This is a genomic window from Geobacillus sp. E263 (assembly GCF_007197795.1).
Taxonomy (GTDB): domain Bacteria; phylum Bacillota; class Bacilli; order Bacillales; family Anoxybacillaceae; genus Parageobacillus_B; species Parageobacillus_B toebii.
The window spans coordinates 1,909,217-1,926,786 of record NZ_CP041632.1; the positions used below are offsets into that span (position 1 = coordinate 1,909,217).

A 17,570-nucleotide genomic window follows, 5' to 3' on the forward strand; every position below is an offset into this window, starting at 1 on the left:
TAATTTATAAATACTTTAATTTTGACATGATTTCCTGCAGACTAAGTTCCGCGCCGGCAATAGATTCATCAGCCGCGCCATAGTAGATTCTAACGGTATCTCCTTCTACAACTAAACCACAAGTAAAAACAACATTACCGAAGAAGCCGCTTTTTTCATAATCTTCCTCAGGTTCTAAAATAGGCTCTTCCGTTTTGGCCAGAATTTTGGCGGGGTTATTGAGATCCAAAAGAACGGCTCCTAAGCAGTAGCGATCATTTTTATCAGCAGCATGATAAATTTCTAACCAGCCTTTATCCGTTTTAAACGGAACAGCACCTCCGCCAATTCGCCCGCTTTCCCAACCCTTTTCACTAAGGCCTAACAAATATTGATGATTCCCCCAATAACGAAGGTTATCTGATTCTGCAATCCAAATTTCAGGCCTGCCAACTCCTTTTGGCACAGGTCGATGTAACGCATAGTATTTTCCATTAATTTTTTCAGGGAAAATTGCCACATCTTTATTTTCAGGAGGAAAAATTAAACCAAGGCGTTCGTAAGTCACAAAATCTTTTGTTGATATAAGTCCTACACCAATGCCTTCTGCTGATGCTGCACTATATTGAATATAATAAGTATCATCGATTTTAGTTACGCGCGGGTCTTCAACCCCCCATGCTTCACGTTTCGTTTCGGGATAAATAAAAGGTTTCTCATCAATGGTGAAGTTGCGTCCGTCTTTGCTGCGTGCAATACGAATATAAGATATAGACGTAAGATACGCGACTCTTCGATTGGGATCGTTGTAAAAAATGACTCGCGGATCAGAAAAATCAAATCTCGAATCATCTTTATGTAAATCAATAATTTTCAGCTTTCCTTCTCCTCTTGAAAAATCAATAACAGACGTTCTGACAATATTCGGATCTTCACTAATGGGACGTTCAGCCACACGAAGCAATAATAAAATTTCACCATTGTATTGAGCGACACCAGCGTTAAAAACTCCTATCACTTCATGATCTTGATGGAATGGTTTTACATCGCCAGGAGTAATTAACGGATTTTCCGGAAACCGCTTGACTTTCACAGTAAATCTCCTCCAACTTCTAATATGTATTCCATAATAATTTCCTCTTTTTTCACTAGAATAATGGAACGAAAGCTAATTACCTCATCAGTTACTTAGAAAAGATTGCGGCTTTATCTTTTTAATGTATTTCCAATAATGTCAGAAAGCCCTGATTAGATGTACATCCCAGCGAAAACATTTTAAGATTATTTATGTAAAAACCAAATATATTTGTAACGTTACATATCATTTTTTTAATTATCGATTTGTAATCTTTACAAGTAAATTATTCCATCTTTTATTTTTATAGTCAATAGATTTGTTAGGTTCATCATCACATTTATAATTTAGAAAAAAACACTTACAATTCCAGAAATAATGCTTGGATGTAATGCTTTGTAAGTGAAAGAAAAAATTCATCTGATGGGTATTTCCCTCCAGCTATCATCATCCTAGGATTGAATAGGAATCATAGAAAATAATGAAGAGGAATTTTTCATTAAAAGCTTTTTCTCATATGTAAAAAGCTTATGTTAACCAAAAATTACATACATTATTTAACTTTTGTAACATTAAAAAAGACCTTGATTTTCTGTTTTTAAAATGAAAAAATAATGTAATGAAATTTGCCGCTCTACTGAATAAAAAGAACTTTACCTAAAAAATTTAACAAGTCCATTATCATTCCAATTCTGTTCATTTCATATTACAATATTAATTGTCACTCTTCCCCAGATTTTATGGCATTATCAATCACAATATTTCATTCATTAGATTTTATACAATTGTAATCATGCCAACTTATTCATATGACTTGTTTTTGTGATACAAATGTTTGATATTTTAATGCTTTCCTAAAAATGAATAATGGGTGTGGAATATGAAAAAGAGAGTAACAATGCAAGATATTGCCGATCGATTAAATATATCAAAAAACTCGGTATCCCAAGCTTTAAGAGGAAAAGAAGGGGTGAGCGAAGAAACTCGCGAGCGAATTAAACGTGTGGCCGAAGAAATGGGGTATCAATATCCAGGAGCGCGCAAGAAAAAGAAACAAGGAAGAACGGGGAACATCGGATTAATCGCTTCGGATTTAACATTTTCCTTAAAAAATTTTTTTGGCGAAATTTACTTGAGCATCGAAAAAGAAGTCGTAAAACGAGGCATGAACTTACACATCCAATCGGTTAATCAAGAACAAAAAGAACAGCTTATTTTGCCTTCATTTATCGAAAATAAGATGGTAGACGGAATCTTAATTCTTTCTCACATCAGTACGGAATACATTAATAAAGTGATTTCAACCGGCATTCCAACCATTCTTGTTGACCATCATCATCCTAATATCCACGCGGATGCCGTATTAACGAATAATCGCTTTGGCGCTTACTTGGCCGTACAGCATTTAATTGAATTAAATCATCGCGACATTGCTTTTGTCGGCAATGTAGAATATTCTCCTAGCTATGAAGAACGCTATGAAGGATATTTGCTCGCATTGCGGGAATATGGCATTGAACCAAATGAAGAGTTTATTTTCAAAAATGCGGAAGAAAAAGAAGAATTGATACTTCAGTACATTAAGCAATTAGAGCGGCAACCGACTGCTTGGTTTTGTGTCAATGATGCATTAGGATTTTTAGTCAACTCATGCTTAAGGCAGTCTGCGAACGGCTGAATTTGTCGGTGCGGGTCCGGCTGCCTAAAAGCATCCCTGACTAGCGGCGTAGCAGCAACCGTTTCCGCTACGTTCAGCGCGCGCATTCCGATCTGTTCTTTTAGCGTGGCGGCAAACATGTGCTGAAACAAAAAGGAAAGAAAAACGATGACAAATAAAAGCAAGGAACAAATAATGATAATGAGCCGCGTTTGTAGCTTCATGCTATCTCTCCTTAACGGAAAATAGAGAAAGACTATCCGCCGAAAGGCAATAGTCTTTCTCTTCTCTTACATATCTTCGCTGACAATAACCGATTTCCCTTTTAGTTTCATGACAAATGGCACGACGATCCATAAAAACGCAATGATAAGCAAAACAAGCGAGATTGGTTTTTCGAAAAATACCATAAAGTCTCCGTTTGAAGCCGTAAGCGCTCTTCGCATATTATTTTCAATCATCGGGCCAAGCACAAGCCCTAATACAAGTGGCGCCAGCGGAAAGTCATGTTCTGCCAGCAGATAGCCTAATACACCAAATGCGATTAATAAAAAGACATCAAACGTCGTCACTTGCACCGCGTAAACACCAAATACAGAAATCGCAATAATAAGCGGCAGCAAATATTTAGGCGGCGTTTCAATAATTTTCGCAAATATTTTGATGAGCGGCATGTTTAAAATCAGCAGCATCACATTGCCGATAAACATGCTGGCGATTAATCCCCATGCTACATCCGGGTGTTCATCAAAGAGCAGCGGACCGGGCTGGACGTTATACATAATTAACGCCCCCATTAAAATCGCGGTCGTTCCCGAACCGGGAATTCCAAGCGTCAACAGTGGAATCATTGCCCCTCCCGAGGCGGCATTATTCGCAGATTCCGGCGCCGCCACGCCAGCAATCGTTCCCTTTCCGAATTTTTCAGGTGTTTTGCTTATTTTCTTTTCCATGATATAGGAGAAAAACGAGGCGAGCGTCGCCCCCGCTCCCGGCAATACTCCGACGAAAAATCCGAGCAGCGAACCGCGCGCAATCGGACCCGCGCTTTCTTTCAGCTCCGCTTTCGACGGAAGGACACGGCCGATTTTTGCGATTTCTCCGTCATTTTTCTCCTTATGAAGAATCGCTTTGAATACTTCGCCTAAGGCAAACAAACCGACCGCAACTGTTAAAAATTCCAAGCCCCCATATAGAAAAGAAATGTTATACGTAAATCGCGCCACACCTGACACATTATCAAGACCGATGGTCGAAAGCAGCAAGCCGAAAACGGTCATCATCCACGCTTTTGTCATCGAATTTCCTGCCAACCCACTGACAGCGGCCAATCCGAGAAGCATTAGTGAAAAATATTCCGCTGGCCCAAATTTCAATGCTACATTGGAAAGCGGCTCCGCCAACAACACGAGGGCAATTAAGGAAACAATGCCAGCGACAAACGAACCGATTGCCGCAATTGCTAACGCTGATCCCGCTCTCCCTTGCTTGGCCATTTGATAACCGTCCAATGTGGTGACGACAGAGGAAGACTCCCCAGGTGTATTCAACAAAATCGATGTCGTCGAACCGCCGTACATCGCCCCGTAATAGACACCGGCAAGCAAAATAATCGAACTGGTCGCCGCTTGAGCTGGGTCAAGCCCGGACGTCATCGAAGCCGTTACCGGGATTAACAGCGCTACCCCGCTCATCGGGCCAATCCCTGGTAGCACTCCTACCGCCGTCCCAATGAGCACGCCAAGAAAGGCGAACAATAAGTTATGCGGCTGCATTGCTGTTTGAAAGCCATCGATTAAAAATGTCAGTGCACTCATACTCTCTCCCCTTTATTGAAACCAAATCGGCCAACTCGGCAATGTTCCTTGCAACAGTTTAACGTATAACCCGTATACCCCAAGTGAAAAACAAGCAGCAATCACTACCGATTTCCACAAAGTTCCTTTTTCCATTGTTTGAAACCCGACGACTAGGAATAAAAAAGTCGTAATCACATAACCAATAGTTTCTAATAAGGCGGCATATAAAATGGCGGCAAGCAAAATGATGAAAAACTTTTTATACTGCAATGGCTGCCTTTCTTTGCTTGAATCTGTGTATCGCATCGTCTCTAGCAACAATTTGATGCTTAACATCGCAAGAACAAGCCCTAACAAAAACGGAAACACGTTCGGGCCGACTGCACTTCCATAAGCGCTTTTTGAGATTTTTAGACTTTCCACCATAAACAAAGCTCCAACAGCTAAAAAGGCGATGGCGGCAATGCGATCAAACGTTTTGCTCACACGTACACCCCCATTTTTGATAAAGGCAGGGAAGAATGTTCCCCGTTCGTTTATTTATGCATTCCGAGCGATTTTAACATATCACTGATTTGCTTTTCTTGTTCTTGTAAAAATTTAGCGAATTCTTCTGACCCTTTATATTCTGGTTCCCATCCTTGTTTCGTTAATTCTTCCTTCCATTTTTCGTGTTCGGATAGCTTTTTCAAAGTATCTTCCCAAAACTTTTTCGCGTCCACAGACATTTGTTTCGGCCCGAAGACGCCGCGCCAAATCGTAAATTCCGCGTCAATGCCAAGCTCTTTCATCGTCGGCACGTCTTTTAAAGCGCCGCCAAGACGTTCTGGCGCAGAAATGGCAAGCACTCGCACTTTCCCTGCTTTCACATATTCACCGACAGAAGATGCATCCGTTGCAATCACATCCGCATTTCCCCCAAGAAGCGCTGCGATTGCTTCCCCGCCGCCGTCATACGAAACATATTTCACTACTTTCGGATCAATCCCAGATTTGTAGATAGGAAGAATTGCGATCAAATGGTCCATCGACCCTGGCGCCGACCCGCCGGCTACTGTCACAGACTTTGGATCTTGCTTAATCGCCTCCAACAATTGGGACAATGATTGAAATTCCGAATCCGCCTTAACAACAATCGCCCCGAAATCTTTCGTCAACTGAGCAAGCGGTGTTGTGTCTTTATAACCGAATGGGCTGTTTCCTTCCGCTTTTAAGTTGTTAATAATGATTGGTGGGGAATTGACAAACAGCTTGTAATCATTGTTTTTATCCTGTGTTGCGTATTCTGCCATAAACACAGCCCCGCCGCCGCCTGGTTTATTCTCCACCGTAATCGTCTGCTTCACTAATTTTGTTTCATCCAATACTTTTGTAATCGCCCTTGCTGTCAAATCCCACCCTCCACCAGCCCCGGAAGGTGCGACAACCACAATTGGCTTCGTCGGATAGCTTGATGGTTTGCTAGACTGTTTCGTCGTCGCATTGCTTCCACAGGCAGCTAACGCAAGCATCATGATTCCCATGACAATCAAGTTCCACCACTTTTTCACCATTTTCTGATCCCCCTTGTTTTTGATAGCGTTTACATATTTGAAAGTAATTATAACAACAATTTTCCGAATAATAAGTTTTTGAAAATAAAATGAATTTTGTGCATTTTGTTCATGAAAATAAGAAAAACCCTCTTCTACTGAAAGCTCCCAACAAAAGACAGATTTCTTCTATCAATACCTCTCTGTCACCATCTTTTTCCGCGCATAACATTCAACGCTGTCGCGGGCATTTGCGTAAACGTCTCCGCAGAAAGAGTTTTTGCATCCAAAGAGAAGATTATCGTCGATTTCAGTAGATTTCAGTAGATAATGTTTACAATAAATCTTAAAAAAAACAAATTATTCATATTATTCGGGAAGGAGGGGGTTCATTGATTTATTTTCATCAAGTGAACAAATATTACGGCGATTTCCACGTACTAAAAGATATCAATTTAACCATTCATCAAGGGGAAGTTGTCGTCATTATTGGTCCATCCGGTTCTGGGAAAAGCACGTTAGTTCGTTGCATCAATCGTTTGGGAACGATTTCAAGCGGCGAATTAATCGTGGATAACGTCAAAGTCAATGACAAAAACATCGACATTAACCAATTGCGGCGCAATATCGGTATGGTGTTCCAGCATTTCAATTTATACCCACATATGACTGTATTGCAAAACATTACGTTAGCACCGATGAAAGTGCTTCGCATTCCGGAAAAAGAAGCGAAAGAAACCGCGATGTACTATTTAGAGAAAGTAGGAATTCCGGACAAAGCGAACGCCTATCCGTCCGAGCTGTCCAGCGGGCAGCAGCAGCGCGTTGCTATCGCCAGAGGACTGGCGATGAAGCCGAAAATTATGCTATTTGACGAACCGACATCGGCGCTCGATCCAGAAACCATTGGGGAAGTGCTTGATGTCATGAAACAATTGGCAAAAGAAGGCATGACGATGGTCGTTGTGACACACGAAATGGGATTTGCCCGTGAAGTTGCAGACCGCATCGTCTTTATGGACCAAGGCCGTATTTTGGAAGAAGCACCGCCGGAAGAATTTTTCGCCAATCCAAAAGAAGAACGGGCAAAAGTATTTCTGAGCCGCATTCTCAACCATTAATAATCAAAAAAATGTTTTAAATCAAACAAAAGGGGTTTTTTCATGAAAGGAAAAACAGTTTGGAAAATGTGGATCACGCTTGCGCTTATCGCACTATTCAGCATCACTGCTTTAGCCGGGTGCAGCAGCGAATCGTCAACATCCAACAAAGGGGATGGGGCAAAATCGACGGAAACGTCGGGCGGAACGAACACGTTAGAAAAAATTAAAAAACGCGGCAAACTCGTTGTTGGAGTAAAGTATGACTTGAACTTGTTCGGTTTAAAAAATCCAGAAACCGGAAAAGTAGAAGGGTTTGATATTGACATTGCCAAAGGATTAGCGAAAAAAATTCTTGGTGATGAAAATAAAATCGAACTAAAAGAAGTGACATCCAAAACACGCATCCCAATGCTCAATAACGGAGAAATCGACGCGATTATCGCGACGATGACCATTACGGAAGAGCGGAAAAAAGAGGTTGATTTCTCCGATGTGTATTTCATGGCCGGACAATCGCTACTTGTCAAAAAAGACAGCAAAATTAACAGCGTAAAAGATTTGAAAAAAGGAATGACCGTGTTAACGGCAAAAGGTTCTACATCTGCGCAAAACATCCGCAAAGTAGCGCCAGAAGTCAATGTATTAGAATTTGAAAACTATGCTGAAGCGTTTACAGCGCTAAAAGCTGGACAAGGCGATGCGCTCACAACGGACAATGCTTTGCTTTGGGGAATGGCAAAACAAGATCCAAACTACCGCGTTCTTGACGAAACGTTTACCGAAGAACCATACGGCATCGCCGTCCGCAAAGGAGACAAAGAATTTTTGCAAGTCATTAACGAATACTTAAAAGAAATTAAAGAAAACGGCGAATACGACAAAATTTATGAAAAATGGATTGGGAAAAAACCGCAACAATAAATCATGAAAGAACAGATGAGCGAAGCCTGTTTCGCTCATCTGTTTCATCTTAGGTTAGGAAAGAGGTAGAATCATCATGTTAAGATATTCGATTTTGCTAGAACATTGGGATATGTATTTGCAAGGGTTTGCCAACACATTAAAAGCAAGCGTTCTAGCTCTTATCGGCAGCTTAGTCATTGGCATCATTATCGCGATCTTCCGCATCGCGCCAATTCACCCGCTAAACTGGATCGGAACTATCTATGTAGAATTTATTCGCAACATTCCGCTTATTTTAATCGTCTTTGTATTCTTTGTCGGCTTTCCCGCTATCGGTATACGTTTTGATTCCTTTACAGCAGGAACATTAGGCCTTATGGTATATACCGCTGCATTTATTGCGGAAGTAATCCGATCTGGAATCCTTGCTGTTCCAAAAGGCCAAATGGAAGCGGCGCGTTCGTCCGGACTCACCTATATACAAACATTATGGTATATTATCTTGCCACAAGCATTGCGCCGAATGGTGCCGCCGATTGTCAGCCAATTTATTTCATTGCTGAAAGATACATCGCTAGCGATCGTGATCTCCCTCCCAGAATTGATGAACCACGCACAAATTATTAACGGAAGAAATGTCAATTATGTGATACCGATTTTTATTCTTGTTGCGCTTATGTATTTTGTTGTCAATTATTCGTTATCTCTTGTTTCTAGAAGGCTCGAATATCGACAACGTTAGACTCATATAATGATTCTTTTCTTGAAAAATATGAAACTATTTCCACCCCATCTGTTATATAATAGAAACTAGGGTGGTGAAAAGGTGTGTGAAAAAAGGAAAAACGATGCGTGAACGCCTGTTGATCGTGACCATTCTAATATTGGCTACCGCTTTTTTTGGGGAAATGAAAATTAATCCGTTTAATAGCCCGTTCCGCTTCTCATTAGGGAGTGCTATCTTTTTTTTCGGACTTATTTCATTTGAGATGATTTCCCCGCTTTTTATCGGAATTTGCGCGGGGTGTTTTGTCATCGGATTCCGTATCGCCCTTGACATGCTGACTGGGCAAGCTGCGTTATCAGATAGTTTTTTTACTCATGCTCCAGCCGCGTGTTACTATATTAATTTTGCCTTGATCGTACAAATCACTCGCTTCCGCCGCTTGCTGGAATTTCCCATCCGCGCTGGCCTGCTCGGCGCAGTTCTTGATTTTTCGTCTAATTCATGCGAATTGCTCTTTCGTTATCTCCTTGGTGAGTCGTTCATCGTGACATACCAAGTGATGATGGTAATGTTGTTATTCGCTATTTTACGAAGTTTCTGCGTCATCGGATTATATAATATTTTCGTAATGAAACATCTTCGCACCTTAGGGGAAGCGCGACAACAAGAGTTGGAGCGTCTAATGATGATTAATACGGGGCTGTATGAGGAAACATTTTACTTGCAAAAATCGATGACATACTTAGAAGAGATTACACGAAAAAGTTATGAGCTATATTCGCATTTGATGGAAGGAGAAAAAGTGAAGCCACATGCCGCGCTTTATATCGCCGAACATATTCATGAAGTCAAAAAAGATGTACAGCGTATTTTTGCAGGCTTATCGAAATTAATCGGGCAACAACCGTTGCGGCGGAGGCTTCCTATCAATGAACTTTGTGGAATGGTGGTACGCGCTAATGAAAAATACGCCGAGCTATTAGGAAAAAAGATTCAATTTGCCCAAACGTGCCATGTCGATTTATCGACCGACCATGTCTATGCCTTACTCTCTGTACTAAACAACTTAGTGGCGAACGCCGTGGAAGCCATTCCGACATCCGGTTCGATTCATCTGCAAGTAGAATTGCAACAAAGCAATCTCATTGTGGAGGTGACAGACTCTGGGATAGGCATTGCCAAGGAAGATGCCGACTGGATTTTTCAACCCGGCTTTACCACAAAATACGATCAACAAGGAAATCCGTCGACAGGAATCGGCCTTACCCACGCGCGGGATATCGTACAAAGTCTTCATGGACATATACAACTTGTAAGCAGCAATCCAGGACAAACAACGTTTCGGCTAACCATTCCTACCAGCCAGTTGCTGCGAAAGGAGGAAATGTAATTCATGCCGCTTCGTTTTTTTCTTATTGAGGACGACGCCGTCGTACGAAAAATGCTTGAAAAAATTATTACAGAAAACCAGCTCGGCGAGGTTGTTGGAGAAGCAGAAGACGGCTTAAACGTTACTGCAGACCAATTGTATTCGGTCGATGTGGTGCTCATTGACTTATTGATGCCCGGTCGCGATGGGATTCAAACGATGAAAAAATTAAGAGAAGAAGGGTTTAAAGGGCAATTTGTGATGATTTCCCAGGTGGAAAATAAAGAAATGATTGGACAGGCATACCTTCACGGCGTCGATACATACATTCAAAAGCCAATTAATCGTTACGAAGTGGTGGCAGTATTGAGGCGAGTAGCGGAACATATCTCTATCTCCCATTCCCTTGATTCAATTCGCCAGCTGCTGAAAGCATTAGATCAAACTGCAACAACCGCTTCTCCTTTACATCAAAAGGAACAAACACAACTGGAACACCAAGTGCAACATCTTCTTCTATTAGGTATTGCTGGAGAAGCAGGGGCGGCAGATTTATTACTGATCATGCGCCACTTAGCAGAAAAAGAGAAATTGGGGCAGACGATTCACGAATTGCCGTCTTTAAAAGAATTATACACCGAGCTTGTGCGACAAACACACCATCATCATGAATCCACCATTCAAAAAGAAGTGCGTGCCATGGAACAACGCATTCGCCGTATGGTGCTGCAAGCATTTACCCATTTATCTTCTCTCGGGCTCACAGACTATACCAATCCCACGTTCGAACACTTCGCTCCCCGTCTTTTTGATTTTGAAGAAGTCCGAAAACGTATGAAAGAGCTCGAAGCAGGAGAAAAAACAACAAAATGCCGTATTAATGTAAGAAAGTTTTTAACCGCTTTTTATATGGAATTAAAAAAGGCGTAACACTTATTCTGATCGTTGGTGCGTCAAACGTTCCTTCCTTTCGCATCCGTTGTTGAACGTTAATTGTAAACTTTTTACTATTATGTAATTTTATCATAAACAGATAAATAAAACGCCACCGAATTCGGTGGCCGTAAGCTTTATGTGAGCCGCACAAGGCGAAACTGTTGTCCTCCTTTGACATACGCAAGGAGAGGAAGATCGTCTTCAAAAATTCGTCCAATCACATTGACTTTCTCATCTGCTGGCAAATCGGTTAATGTGATTTGCAGTTCGCCGGCATATCTTCCATATCTAATATTATCCATCGTAACACTTCCCTTTTGTCTCTCTATCGTACATGCTGGTGCTAATAAATGCTTTGGCCATGAGAAAGATAGGCGGGATTCCAGTGATCGAATGACATCCCTTGCTGCGTCACGCCGATTCGTTTGAACCGTTTCGACCATGGAAAGCAGTTCATGTTGTTGCACAAGCGGCCGGTAGCGCAGCGGAATAACCCCATCCCGAAACTCCTTCATTCGCGCAAGCACATCATCCGTCATGGAAAAATCACCAATGAATACTTTATCTACCTCACAATCCTGCACTAATTCCACGTACGCGCAAAGCGGATCCATATACCGATGTGCTTCTAACGTAGGTAGCCCTTGATGGAGCGGACCTCGTTTTTCTTTATTTCCCGGAATAAACGCGGCAATCGTTCGAATTCCTTTTCGGCGTAAAATCTTGTTTTTTTGAATGACTAATTCTTTTGATAATCCTGTTTCTGGACGTGGATAAAAATTATGCCACGCTTCAATTTGATTCCAGTTCACGTCACAAAAAGCAAGATCGTCGCATTCTTCTTCCGTCATCGTGCTCGCATTGAAAACAACTTTCATCCGGTGAGAAAACGTTGCTGCTTCTTTCATAGAAAATCCATCATCAAGCCGCAGTCCAATAATTCCTCCATCAAAAAGCAAATCAAGATTGTCTCCATTCACCCCAATTTTGGATAAAGAAGCCGGGGTAACGTCAGCGATGATCCCGACTCCGTATTTTCTCGCTAACTGCCCGATCTCTTGTAATCGCTTGCGATAAAAGGTAAGATCGTCTTCGGGAATATGAAGCGATGTAAATAGTTCCCGACATCCGAACAAATTTGCCTGTGCAAATCTTTTTTCGATTTGATCCGTTTGTTCTGATAAGTAGAAAGATAGATAGAACATCGAAACCACCTAGAATTAAATGTTTTCCGCCATTTCTTCTTTAAAGCCAAAGAAATACGTAAAAAGGAAACCAAACGTGTACGAAATGACCAATCCTAAGAAATATAGAATATATTTATTATCGGCGATTAACGGAATGAGCGATAAACCAGATACGCCGATTCCGAGCGCGGCTGTTTTCACAACTGCCTGAAACGCACCGCCGACTGCCGCGCCGAGACACGCGGTTAAAAATGGTCTTCCTAACGGCAGCGTTACCCCATACAACAACGGCTCTCCAATTCCTAAAAATCCAACTGGCAACGCCCCTTTAATAATGTTGCGAAGCCGTTTGTTTTTCGTTTTGACGAAAATCGCAATCGCCGCTCCTACTTGGCCTGCTCCTGCCATCGCTAAAATCGGAAGAATTGGAGTTGAACCGATTTTATTAATAAACTCCATATGAATTGGTGTCAGACCGTGATGCAATCCAACCATCACAAGCGGTAAAAACGTACCTGCCAAAATGGCGCCAGCAACCGCACCGCCAATATCCAACACTGCTTTGATTCCGCTTGTGATACCTAAAGATAACCATCCGGCAAGCGGCTGAACGGCGATGAGCGTAAATAAACATACCATTAACACGGTTAAAAGCGGCGTCACAATAATATCAATCGCATTCGGAACGAATTTGCGGACACGCTTTTCCATGACCGCCATAAGCCATGCGGCCAACATCACCGCAAACAATCCGCCCCGTCCCGGCGTCAACGCTTCCCCGAACAGTTTAATATCGGCAAGCGCCGGGTTAAATACTAAAATTCCAGCAATCGCTCCCAACACAGGTGTACCGCCAAACTCTTTTGCCGTATTGTATCCGACTAAAACGCCGAGCGAAGCGAAAATGCCGCCGCCAATGAGCAATAATAGCTGCAGCCATGTTTCTGTTGGATCGACCCCGGCGTTTTTCGCAAAGTTAGCGATTCCGTTAATAATTCCCGATGCGACAAGACCTGGAATAAGCGGGATAAAAATGCTTCCGATTTTGCGCAGCAATCGTTTAAATGGCGTTTGGTTGCGTTGTTGAATCTCGGCTTTTTTCTGTGCTGCAGTATCTTCGATCACTTCTCCAAGTTGTAATCCTGTTAATTCGCAAAGCGAAGCAGCTACCTTGTTAACGACTCCAGGGCCGACAACGATTTGCAATGTTTCATCTTCAATAACGCCCATGACACCTTCAATATTTTTAAGACCTGCGATATCGGCTTTTTGATGAGCGCGCAATGACACTCTCACCCTTGTCATACAATGAGCAATACGTGTAATGTTTTCTTTCCCTCCAAGCCGTTCCAATATTTCAACGGCCATTTGTTGTTCCCTTTTCATTTCAACCTCTCCCCTTATTCACATATTTTATTGAAGCGCCTGGCGAACAAATCCATTCGCTTTTTGCAGACGCTCTGTCGCTTCTTCATAGCTGCATTGCAATAAAATCATGACAATCGCCGTTTTCACATGTCCCCGCGCCGCTTCGTAATAACGCGCCGCCGTCTTATCATCTACATCGGTTGCCTCCATAATAATTCGTTTAGCTCGTTCTTTTAGTTTAAAGTTTGTCGCCTGCACATCGACCATTAAATTCTTATATACTTTTCCGATTCCAATCATGGAAGCGGTGGAAATCATATTTAATACCATCTTTTGTGCTGTTCCTGCTTTTAAGCGAGTGGATCCTGTTAAGATTTCCGGGCCTGTTTCCACTTCAACGCTGACATCAGCGTATTTGCTAATTTCCGCTCCTTTATTGCAGGCAATGCTCCCGGTTGTGGCACCGATTTGCTTTGCGTATCGGAGCCCGCTGATCACATACGGCGTTCGTCCGCTCGCCGCAATGCCAATGACCGTATCTTTTGCCGTCAGTCCAATTGACTGTAAATCTTTTACTGCAAGTTCTTCGTTATCTTCTGCTCCTTCCACCGCATTTGTAAACGCTTCCAAACCACCTGCAATTAATCCTTGCACCATCTCCTTTTCCGTCCCAAATGTCGGCGGACACTCCACCGCATCTAAAATTCCGAGCCGACCGCTTGTACCAGCTCCCATATAAATGAGCCGACCGCCTTGCCGGAAAGACGCAATCACTTTTTGCACAAGCCTTTCGATGTGTTCTAATTCTTTCGAAACAGCAATGGCCACTGTTTGGTCTTCTTCGTTCATCACCTGCAAAATTTCTTTCGTCGTCATTTCATCTAAGTTCTGCGTTTTGTTGTTTCGTTGTTCGGTTGTTAAACGTTCTAGCAATCTTGTCACCTTCTTATAGATTTGAAATTTTATTTCTTATTTTAATTATATATATATGAAATAAAATATCAATTTTATTCTTCCATTTTCAAAAAAATCTCCATAAAAAGAGAAAAGCAAGCATTGACTGCTCGCTTCCATAAATACTTATCTCCGCAACCGGACTACTTCTTCTCTCGTTTCATGAAATTTTTCCAGCACACGGCTTCCCACTTGATGGAACGTAATTAAATAAAGCGCGTCAATGATATTCAGCTGCGTCATTCGTGATGCCATACTTCCGATGCGATGATCTTGCTCGACATCCGGAAGGCATAGCTTGATATCCGCCTCCTTATACAATGGTGACGACGTATCGAGTTTAGTGATGGCAATCACCGTGGCATCTTGTTTTTTGGCGAATCTCGCAATTTCCAGCACATCTTTTGTTCTTCCTGATGTGGAAATCGCGACAAACACATCCCCTTTCTCTAAATTCGCGACAAGCGGAAGCATCGTATGAAAATCAGGAGACATCATCGACACATAGCCTAGCTTTGTAAATTTATAGCATGCATCCATCGCCGAAGAAGCTGATCCTCCGACTCCGTAAAATAAAATTTTTTTCGCATTGGCAATCACTTCCGCTGCTTTTTCCAATTCCCGTTTATCAATCGTCGTTGTTGTCGCTTCGATCGCTGCTTTGTTGACATAGGTCACTTTATTAAATAAATCGTACGGAGCATCTTGTTTTTCAATAATCGAAAAATCGTTAATGTTCATATCGGCAATCGTCAATTCACGGACAAGCGCCAATTTTAACGCGGTAAAGCTGCCAATGCCGATCGTTTTGCAAAAGCGGACGACACTCGCCTCACTAGATCCTGCATTTTTCGACAGTTCCTTCGTCGTCATATTTGGCACAAGCTCCGCATGTTCCATAATATACGTAGCAATCTTTTTTTCAGCTGGTGAAAACCGTTCCATTTGATTTTCGATTTTCGCTAAAATGCTTAACTGCTTCATCATGATTCCTCTTCCTCTCTGTCCGCTTTCACACTTAATCTAATGTTATCATGCATCCATTATCAAGTGAAAGCAGCGCATATGTTGGTATTATACTTAGAAAAAACCGTTAGATGCGGCTTTTTGGATTAAGAGAGATGGATGCACATATTCATGTATTCATCCGCTCATTGATTGGGAAATATTAACTTATTTTTAAAATTTTTTAAATTTAAATAAAAATATTTGAATTCAAGATATTTTTCAGATATGATTATTATAACCAAAACAAAAGGAGGAAGAAGGAACATGACAACTTTTCAATTAGACAAAGTTCATAGTTCCATATCTTTTCAAGTAAAACATATGATGATTGCTAAGGCAAAAGGAGAGTTCACCGAATTTGATGTGGAAGTGGAAGGTGACGTCAATCAGTTGGAATCTTCCAAAGTGAAAGTGACCATCCAAGCAGCTTCCATTGATACAAAAAACGAAGACAGAGACAACCACCTTCGCTCAGCTGACTTTTTCGATGTAGAAAATTATCCAACCATCACGTTTATCAGCGATTCTGTTAAAAAGGTTTCAGATGATGAATATGAAGTAACAGGCCAATTAACAATTAAAGATGTTACAAAAACAGAGACGTTCAAAGTCGAATTTAACGGACAATCCAAAAATCCGATAACCGGAAGCATCGTAGCCGGCTTTGACGTAGAAGGAAAAATTAATCGCGAAGATTATGGCTTAACATGGAACGCGGCCCTTGAAACAGGAGGATTTCTTATCGGAAAAGAAGTAAAAATATTCGGAAGTTTTGAGTTTGTTGTCAGCTGATCTCTTCATGCCAAACGCCCTTAGCTTTAACAATCAAGCTAAGGGCGCTTATTTCTTCACGATGGATGCCACATAAATCAGAAAGATATATCAAATCACGGGAATTTACACCATAGTTTTTAAAAGAGAAAGGGGATTGGCAATGCTTATTCCCCTATTCAAACTTCAATATCCCTTTTGTTACTTTTAATTCTCCATATTTCGGCATAATCTTCGGAATGTCTTGCAAAGTAAAATAATGGCTAATTAAAGGTTGTACTTTCACTTTTCCTTTTTCAATCAAGGAAATGGCCATTGGATGAGTGTTCGGGTTAATAAACGAACCGCGAATCACTAGTTCTTTCGAAAACACCTCATAAGGCGATACTTGAATCTTATCATGTGGGGAAGATACGCCAAAAAGCAAAATTTGCCCACCTTTCTTAGCTAACGCAACCGCTTGCTCCATTGTTTCCTGGCGCCCAACACACTCAATGACAATATCCACACCGCCTGCCACCGTTTGCTTCAGATCTTTCTTCAGCGGGTTAATCACGACATCAGCTTGAAAATCAAGCAATGTTTGATATTTGCTTTCATCTGGTTCACTTACTATTACTGGGGATGCCCCATACATTTTGACGAGCTGAAGCATGATTTGACCAATAAATCCGCCCCCAATAATACAAACAGAAGCACCTGGCCATATTTTTATTTTCTCAATCCCATGGATGACACAACCTAGCGGCTCTACCAGCGCGCCTTCTTCATACGTTAAAGAGTCAGGCAATAAGTAACAGTTTTCTGCCGGGACTGTAACATATTCAGCCATTCCGCCATCGCGGGTGACCCCAATCGCCTCAAGATGATCACATAAATGCCGGCGGCCTTGCCGGCAATACTCACAAGTTCCGCAATAAATGTTAGGGTCAATCGTCACACGGTCTCCTGGTTTTAAAAATGAAACACGATCTCCAACTGCAGCTACCTCACCTGATAATTCATGTCCCAATACAATCGGAGTGACCACATCCGCTGAACCGGGATGTCCATGAAAAATATGTTGGTCTGTTCCACAAATGCCGCACGCTTTTACTTTTACTAAAACTTCTCCAGAAGCCGGAGTCGGGACTTCTTTTTCTTGTATTTTGATTTTCCCCTTTTTTAATAAAACCGCCGCTTTCATGATTTTCCCTCCATCA

Annotated in this window: 15 protein-coding genes and 1 pseudogene; 7 read left to right on the plus strand and 9 right to left on the minus strand. The window is 41.7% G+C overall.

Annotated features, from left to right (window positions below; translation table 11 throughout):
- Window positions 1-4: 4 nt before the first annotated feature.
- Window positions 5-1,072 carry a BtaManbiosPhlase gene (locus FNL97_RS09935; protein ID WP_062678081.1) on the minus strand — a complete coding sequence of 356 codons (1,068 nt, stop codon included), beginning with the start codon at window positions 1,070-1,072 and terminating at the stop codon, window positions 5-7.
- An 862-nt stretch (window positions 1,073-1,934) separates the two neighbouring features.
- Between FNL97_RS09935 and FNL97_RS09940 the strand changes: the two are divergent.
- Window positions 1,935-2,717 (plus strand): annotated as a pseudogene (locus FNL97_RS09940) (LacI family DNA-binding transcriptional regulator); the annotation flags it as partial.
- Window positions 2,718-3,001: 284 nt separating this feature from the next.
- Here the strand turns inward: FNL97_RS09940 and FNL97_RS09950 are convergent.
- Genes FNL97_RS09950 through FNL97_RS09960 form a run of 3 tightly spaced genes read right to left on the minus strand, consistent with a single transcriptional unit; the run spans window position 3,002 to window position 6,063 of the window.
- Window positions 3,002-4,528 (minus strand): tripartite tricarboxylate transporter permease, encoded by a 1,527-nt coding sequence (locus FNL97_RS09950; RefSeq protein ID WP_143415697.1) that lies wholly within the window; start codon window positions 4,526-4,528, stop codon window positions 3,002-3,004.
- 12 nt (window positions 4,529-4,540) lie between these two features.
- The gene (locus FNL97_RS09955; RefSeq protein WP_143415698.1) at window positions 4,541-4,996 is read right to left on the minus strand and encodes a tripartite tricarboxylate transporter TctB family protein; all 456 of its coding nucleotides are present in this window, start codon (window positions 4,994-4,996) and stop codon (window positions 4,541-4,543) included.
- A gap of 50 nt (window positions 4,997-5,046) precedes the next feature.
- On the minus strand, window positions 5,047-6,063 hold the full coding sequence (locus FNL97_RS09960) for a tripartite tricarboxylate transporter substrate binding protein (RefSeq protein ID WP_143415699.1): 1,017 nt from the start codon (window positions 6,061-6,063) through the stop codon (window positions 5,047-5,049).
- A gap of 371 nt (window positions 6,064-6,434) precedes the next feature.
- Here FNL97_RS09960 and FNL97_RS09965 point away from each other — a divergent pair, with 371 nt between their 5' ends.
- The 5 genes from FNL97_RS09965 to FNL97_RS09985 all read left to right on the plus strand — a co-directional run bounded on the left by FNL97_RS09965 (window position 6,435) and on the right by FNL97_RS09985 (window position 11,074).
- Entirely contained in the window at window positions 6,435-7,163 is a 729-nt protein-coding gene (locus FNL97_RS09965; protein WP_143415700.1) for an amino acid ABC transporter ATP-binding protein, read from the plus strand.
- Between the two features lie 42 nt (window positions 7,164-7,205).
- A complete protein-coding gene (locus FNL97_RS09970; protein WP_143415701.1) occupies window positions 7,206-8,066 on the plus strand; it encodes a transporter substrate-binding domain-containing protein in 861 nt (286 codons plus the stop codon).
- Window positions 8,067-8,142: 76 nt separating this feature from the next.
- Window positions 8,143-8,790, plus strand: coding sequence for an amino acid ABC transporter permease (locus tag FNL97_RS09975; protein ID WP_143415702.1), 648 nt, complete (start codon window positions 8,143-8,145; stop codon window positions 8,788-8,790).
- A gap of 106 nt (window positions 8,791-8,896) precedes the next feature.
- Window positions 8,897-10,165, plus strand: coding sequence for a sensor histidine kinase (locus tag FNL97_RS09980; protein ID WP_143416313.1), 1,269 nt, complete (start codon window positions 8,897-8,899; stop codon window positions 10,163-10,165).
- Window positions 10,166-10,168: 3 nt separating this feature from the next.
- Complete coding sequence (locus FNL97_RS09985; RefSeq protein ID WP_143415703.1) at window positions 10,169-11,074, plus strand: response regulator; 906 nt, start codon at window positions 10,169-10,171, stop codon at window positions 11,072-11,074.
- Window positions 11,075-11,214: 140 nt separating this feature from the next.
- Here FNL97_RS09985 and FNL97_RS09990 read toward each other — a convergent pair whose 3' ends face one another.
- The 4 genes from FNL97_RS09990 to FNL97_RS10005 form a co-directional block, all read right to left on the minus strand.
- Window positions 11,215-12,285, minus strand: a complete 1,071-nt coding sequence (locus tag FNL97_RS09990; RefSeq protein WP_143415704.1) for a DUF871 domain-containing protein — start codon at window positions 12,283-12,285, stop codon at window positions 11,215-11,217.
- A 15-nt stretch (window positions 12,286-12,300) separates the two neighbouring features.
- Window positions 12,301-13,653, minus strand: coding sequence for a PTS transporter subunit EIIC (locus tag FNL97_RS09995; protein ID WP_143415705.1), 1,353 nt, complete (start codon window positions 13,651-13,653; stop codon window positions 12,301-12,303).
- Between the two features lie 27 nt (window positions 13,654-13,680).
- A complete protein-coding gene (murQ, locus tag FNL97_RS10000) occupies window positions 13,681-14,568 on the minus strand; it encodes an N-acetylmuramic acid 6-phosphate etherase (RefSeq protein WP_062754309.1) in 888 nt (295 codons plus the stop codon).
- 147 nt (window positions 14,569-14,715) lie between these two features.
- On the minus strand, window positions 14,716-15,573 hold the full coding sequence (locus FNL97_RS10005; RefSeq protein WP_143416314.1) for a MurR/RpiR family transcriptional regulator: 858 nt from the start codon (window positions 15,571-15,573) through the stop codon (window positions 14,716-14,718).
- 288 nt (window positions 15,574-15,861) lie between these two features.
- On the opposite strand from FNL97_RS10005, the gene FNL97_RS10010 reads away from it, so the two are divergent.
- Window positions 15,862-16,389, plus strand: a complete 528-nt coding sequence (locus FNL97_RS10010; RefSeq protein WP_143415706.1) for a YceI family protein — start codon at window positions 15,862-15,864, stop codon at window positions 16,387-16,389.
- Window positions 16,390-16,543: 154 nt separating this feature from the next.
- On the opposite strand, the gene FNL97_RS10015 is transcribed toward FNL97_RS10010, so the two are convergent.
- Window positions 16,544-17,554: a zinc-dependent alcohol dehydrogenase family protein gene (locus tag FNL97_RS10015; RefSeq protein WP_143415707.1), complete on the minus strand. Its 1,011-nt coding sequence runs from the start codon at window positions 17,552-17,554 to the stop codon at window positions 16,544-16,546.
- Window positions 17,555-17,570 lie beyond the last annotated feature (16 nt).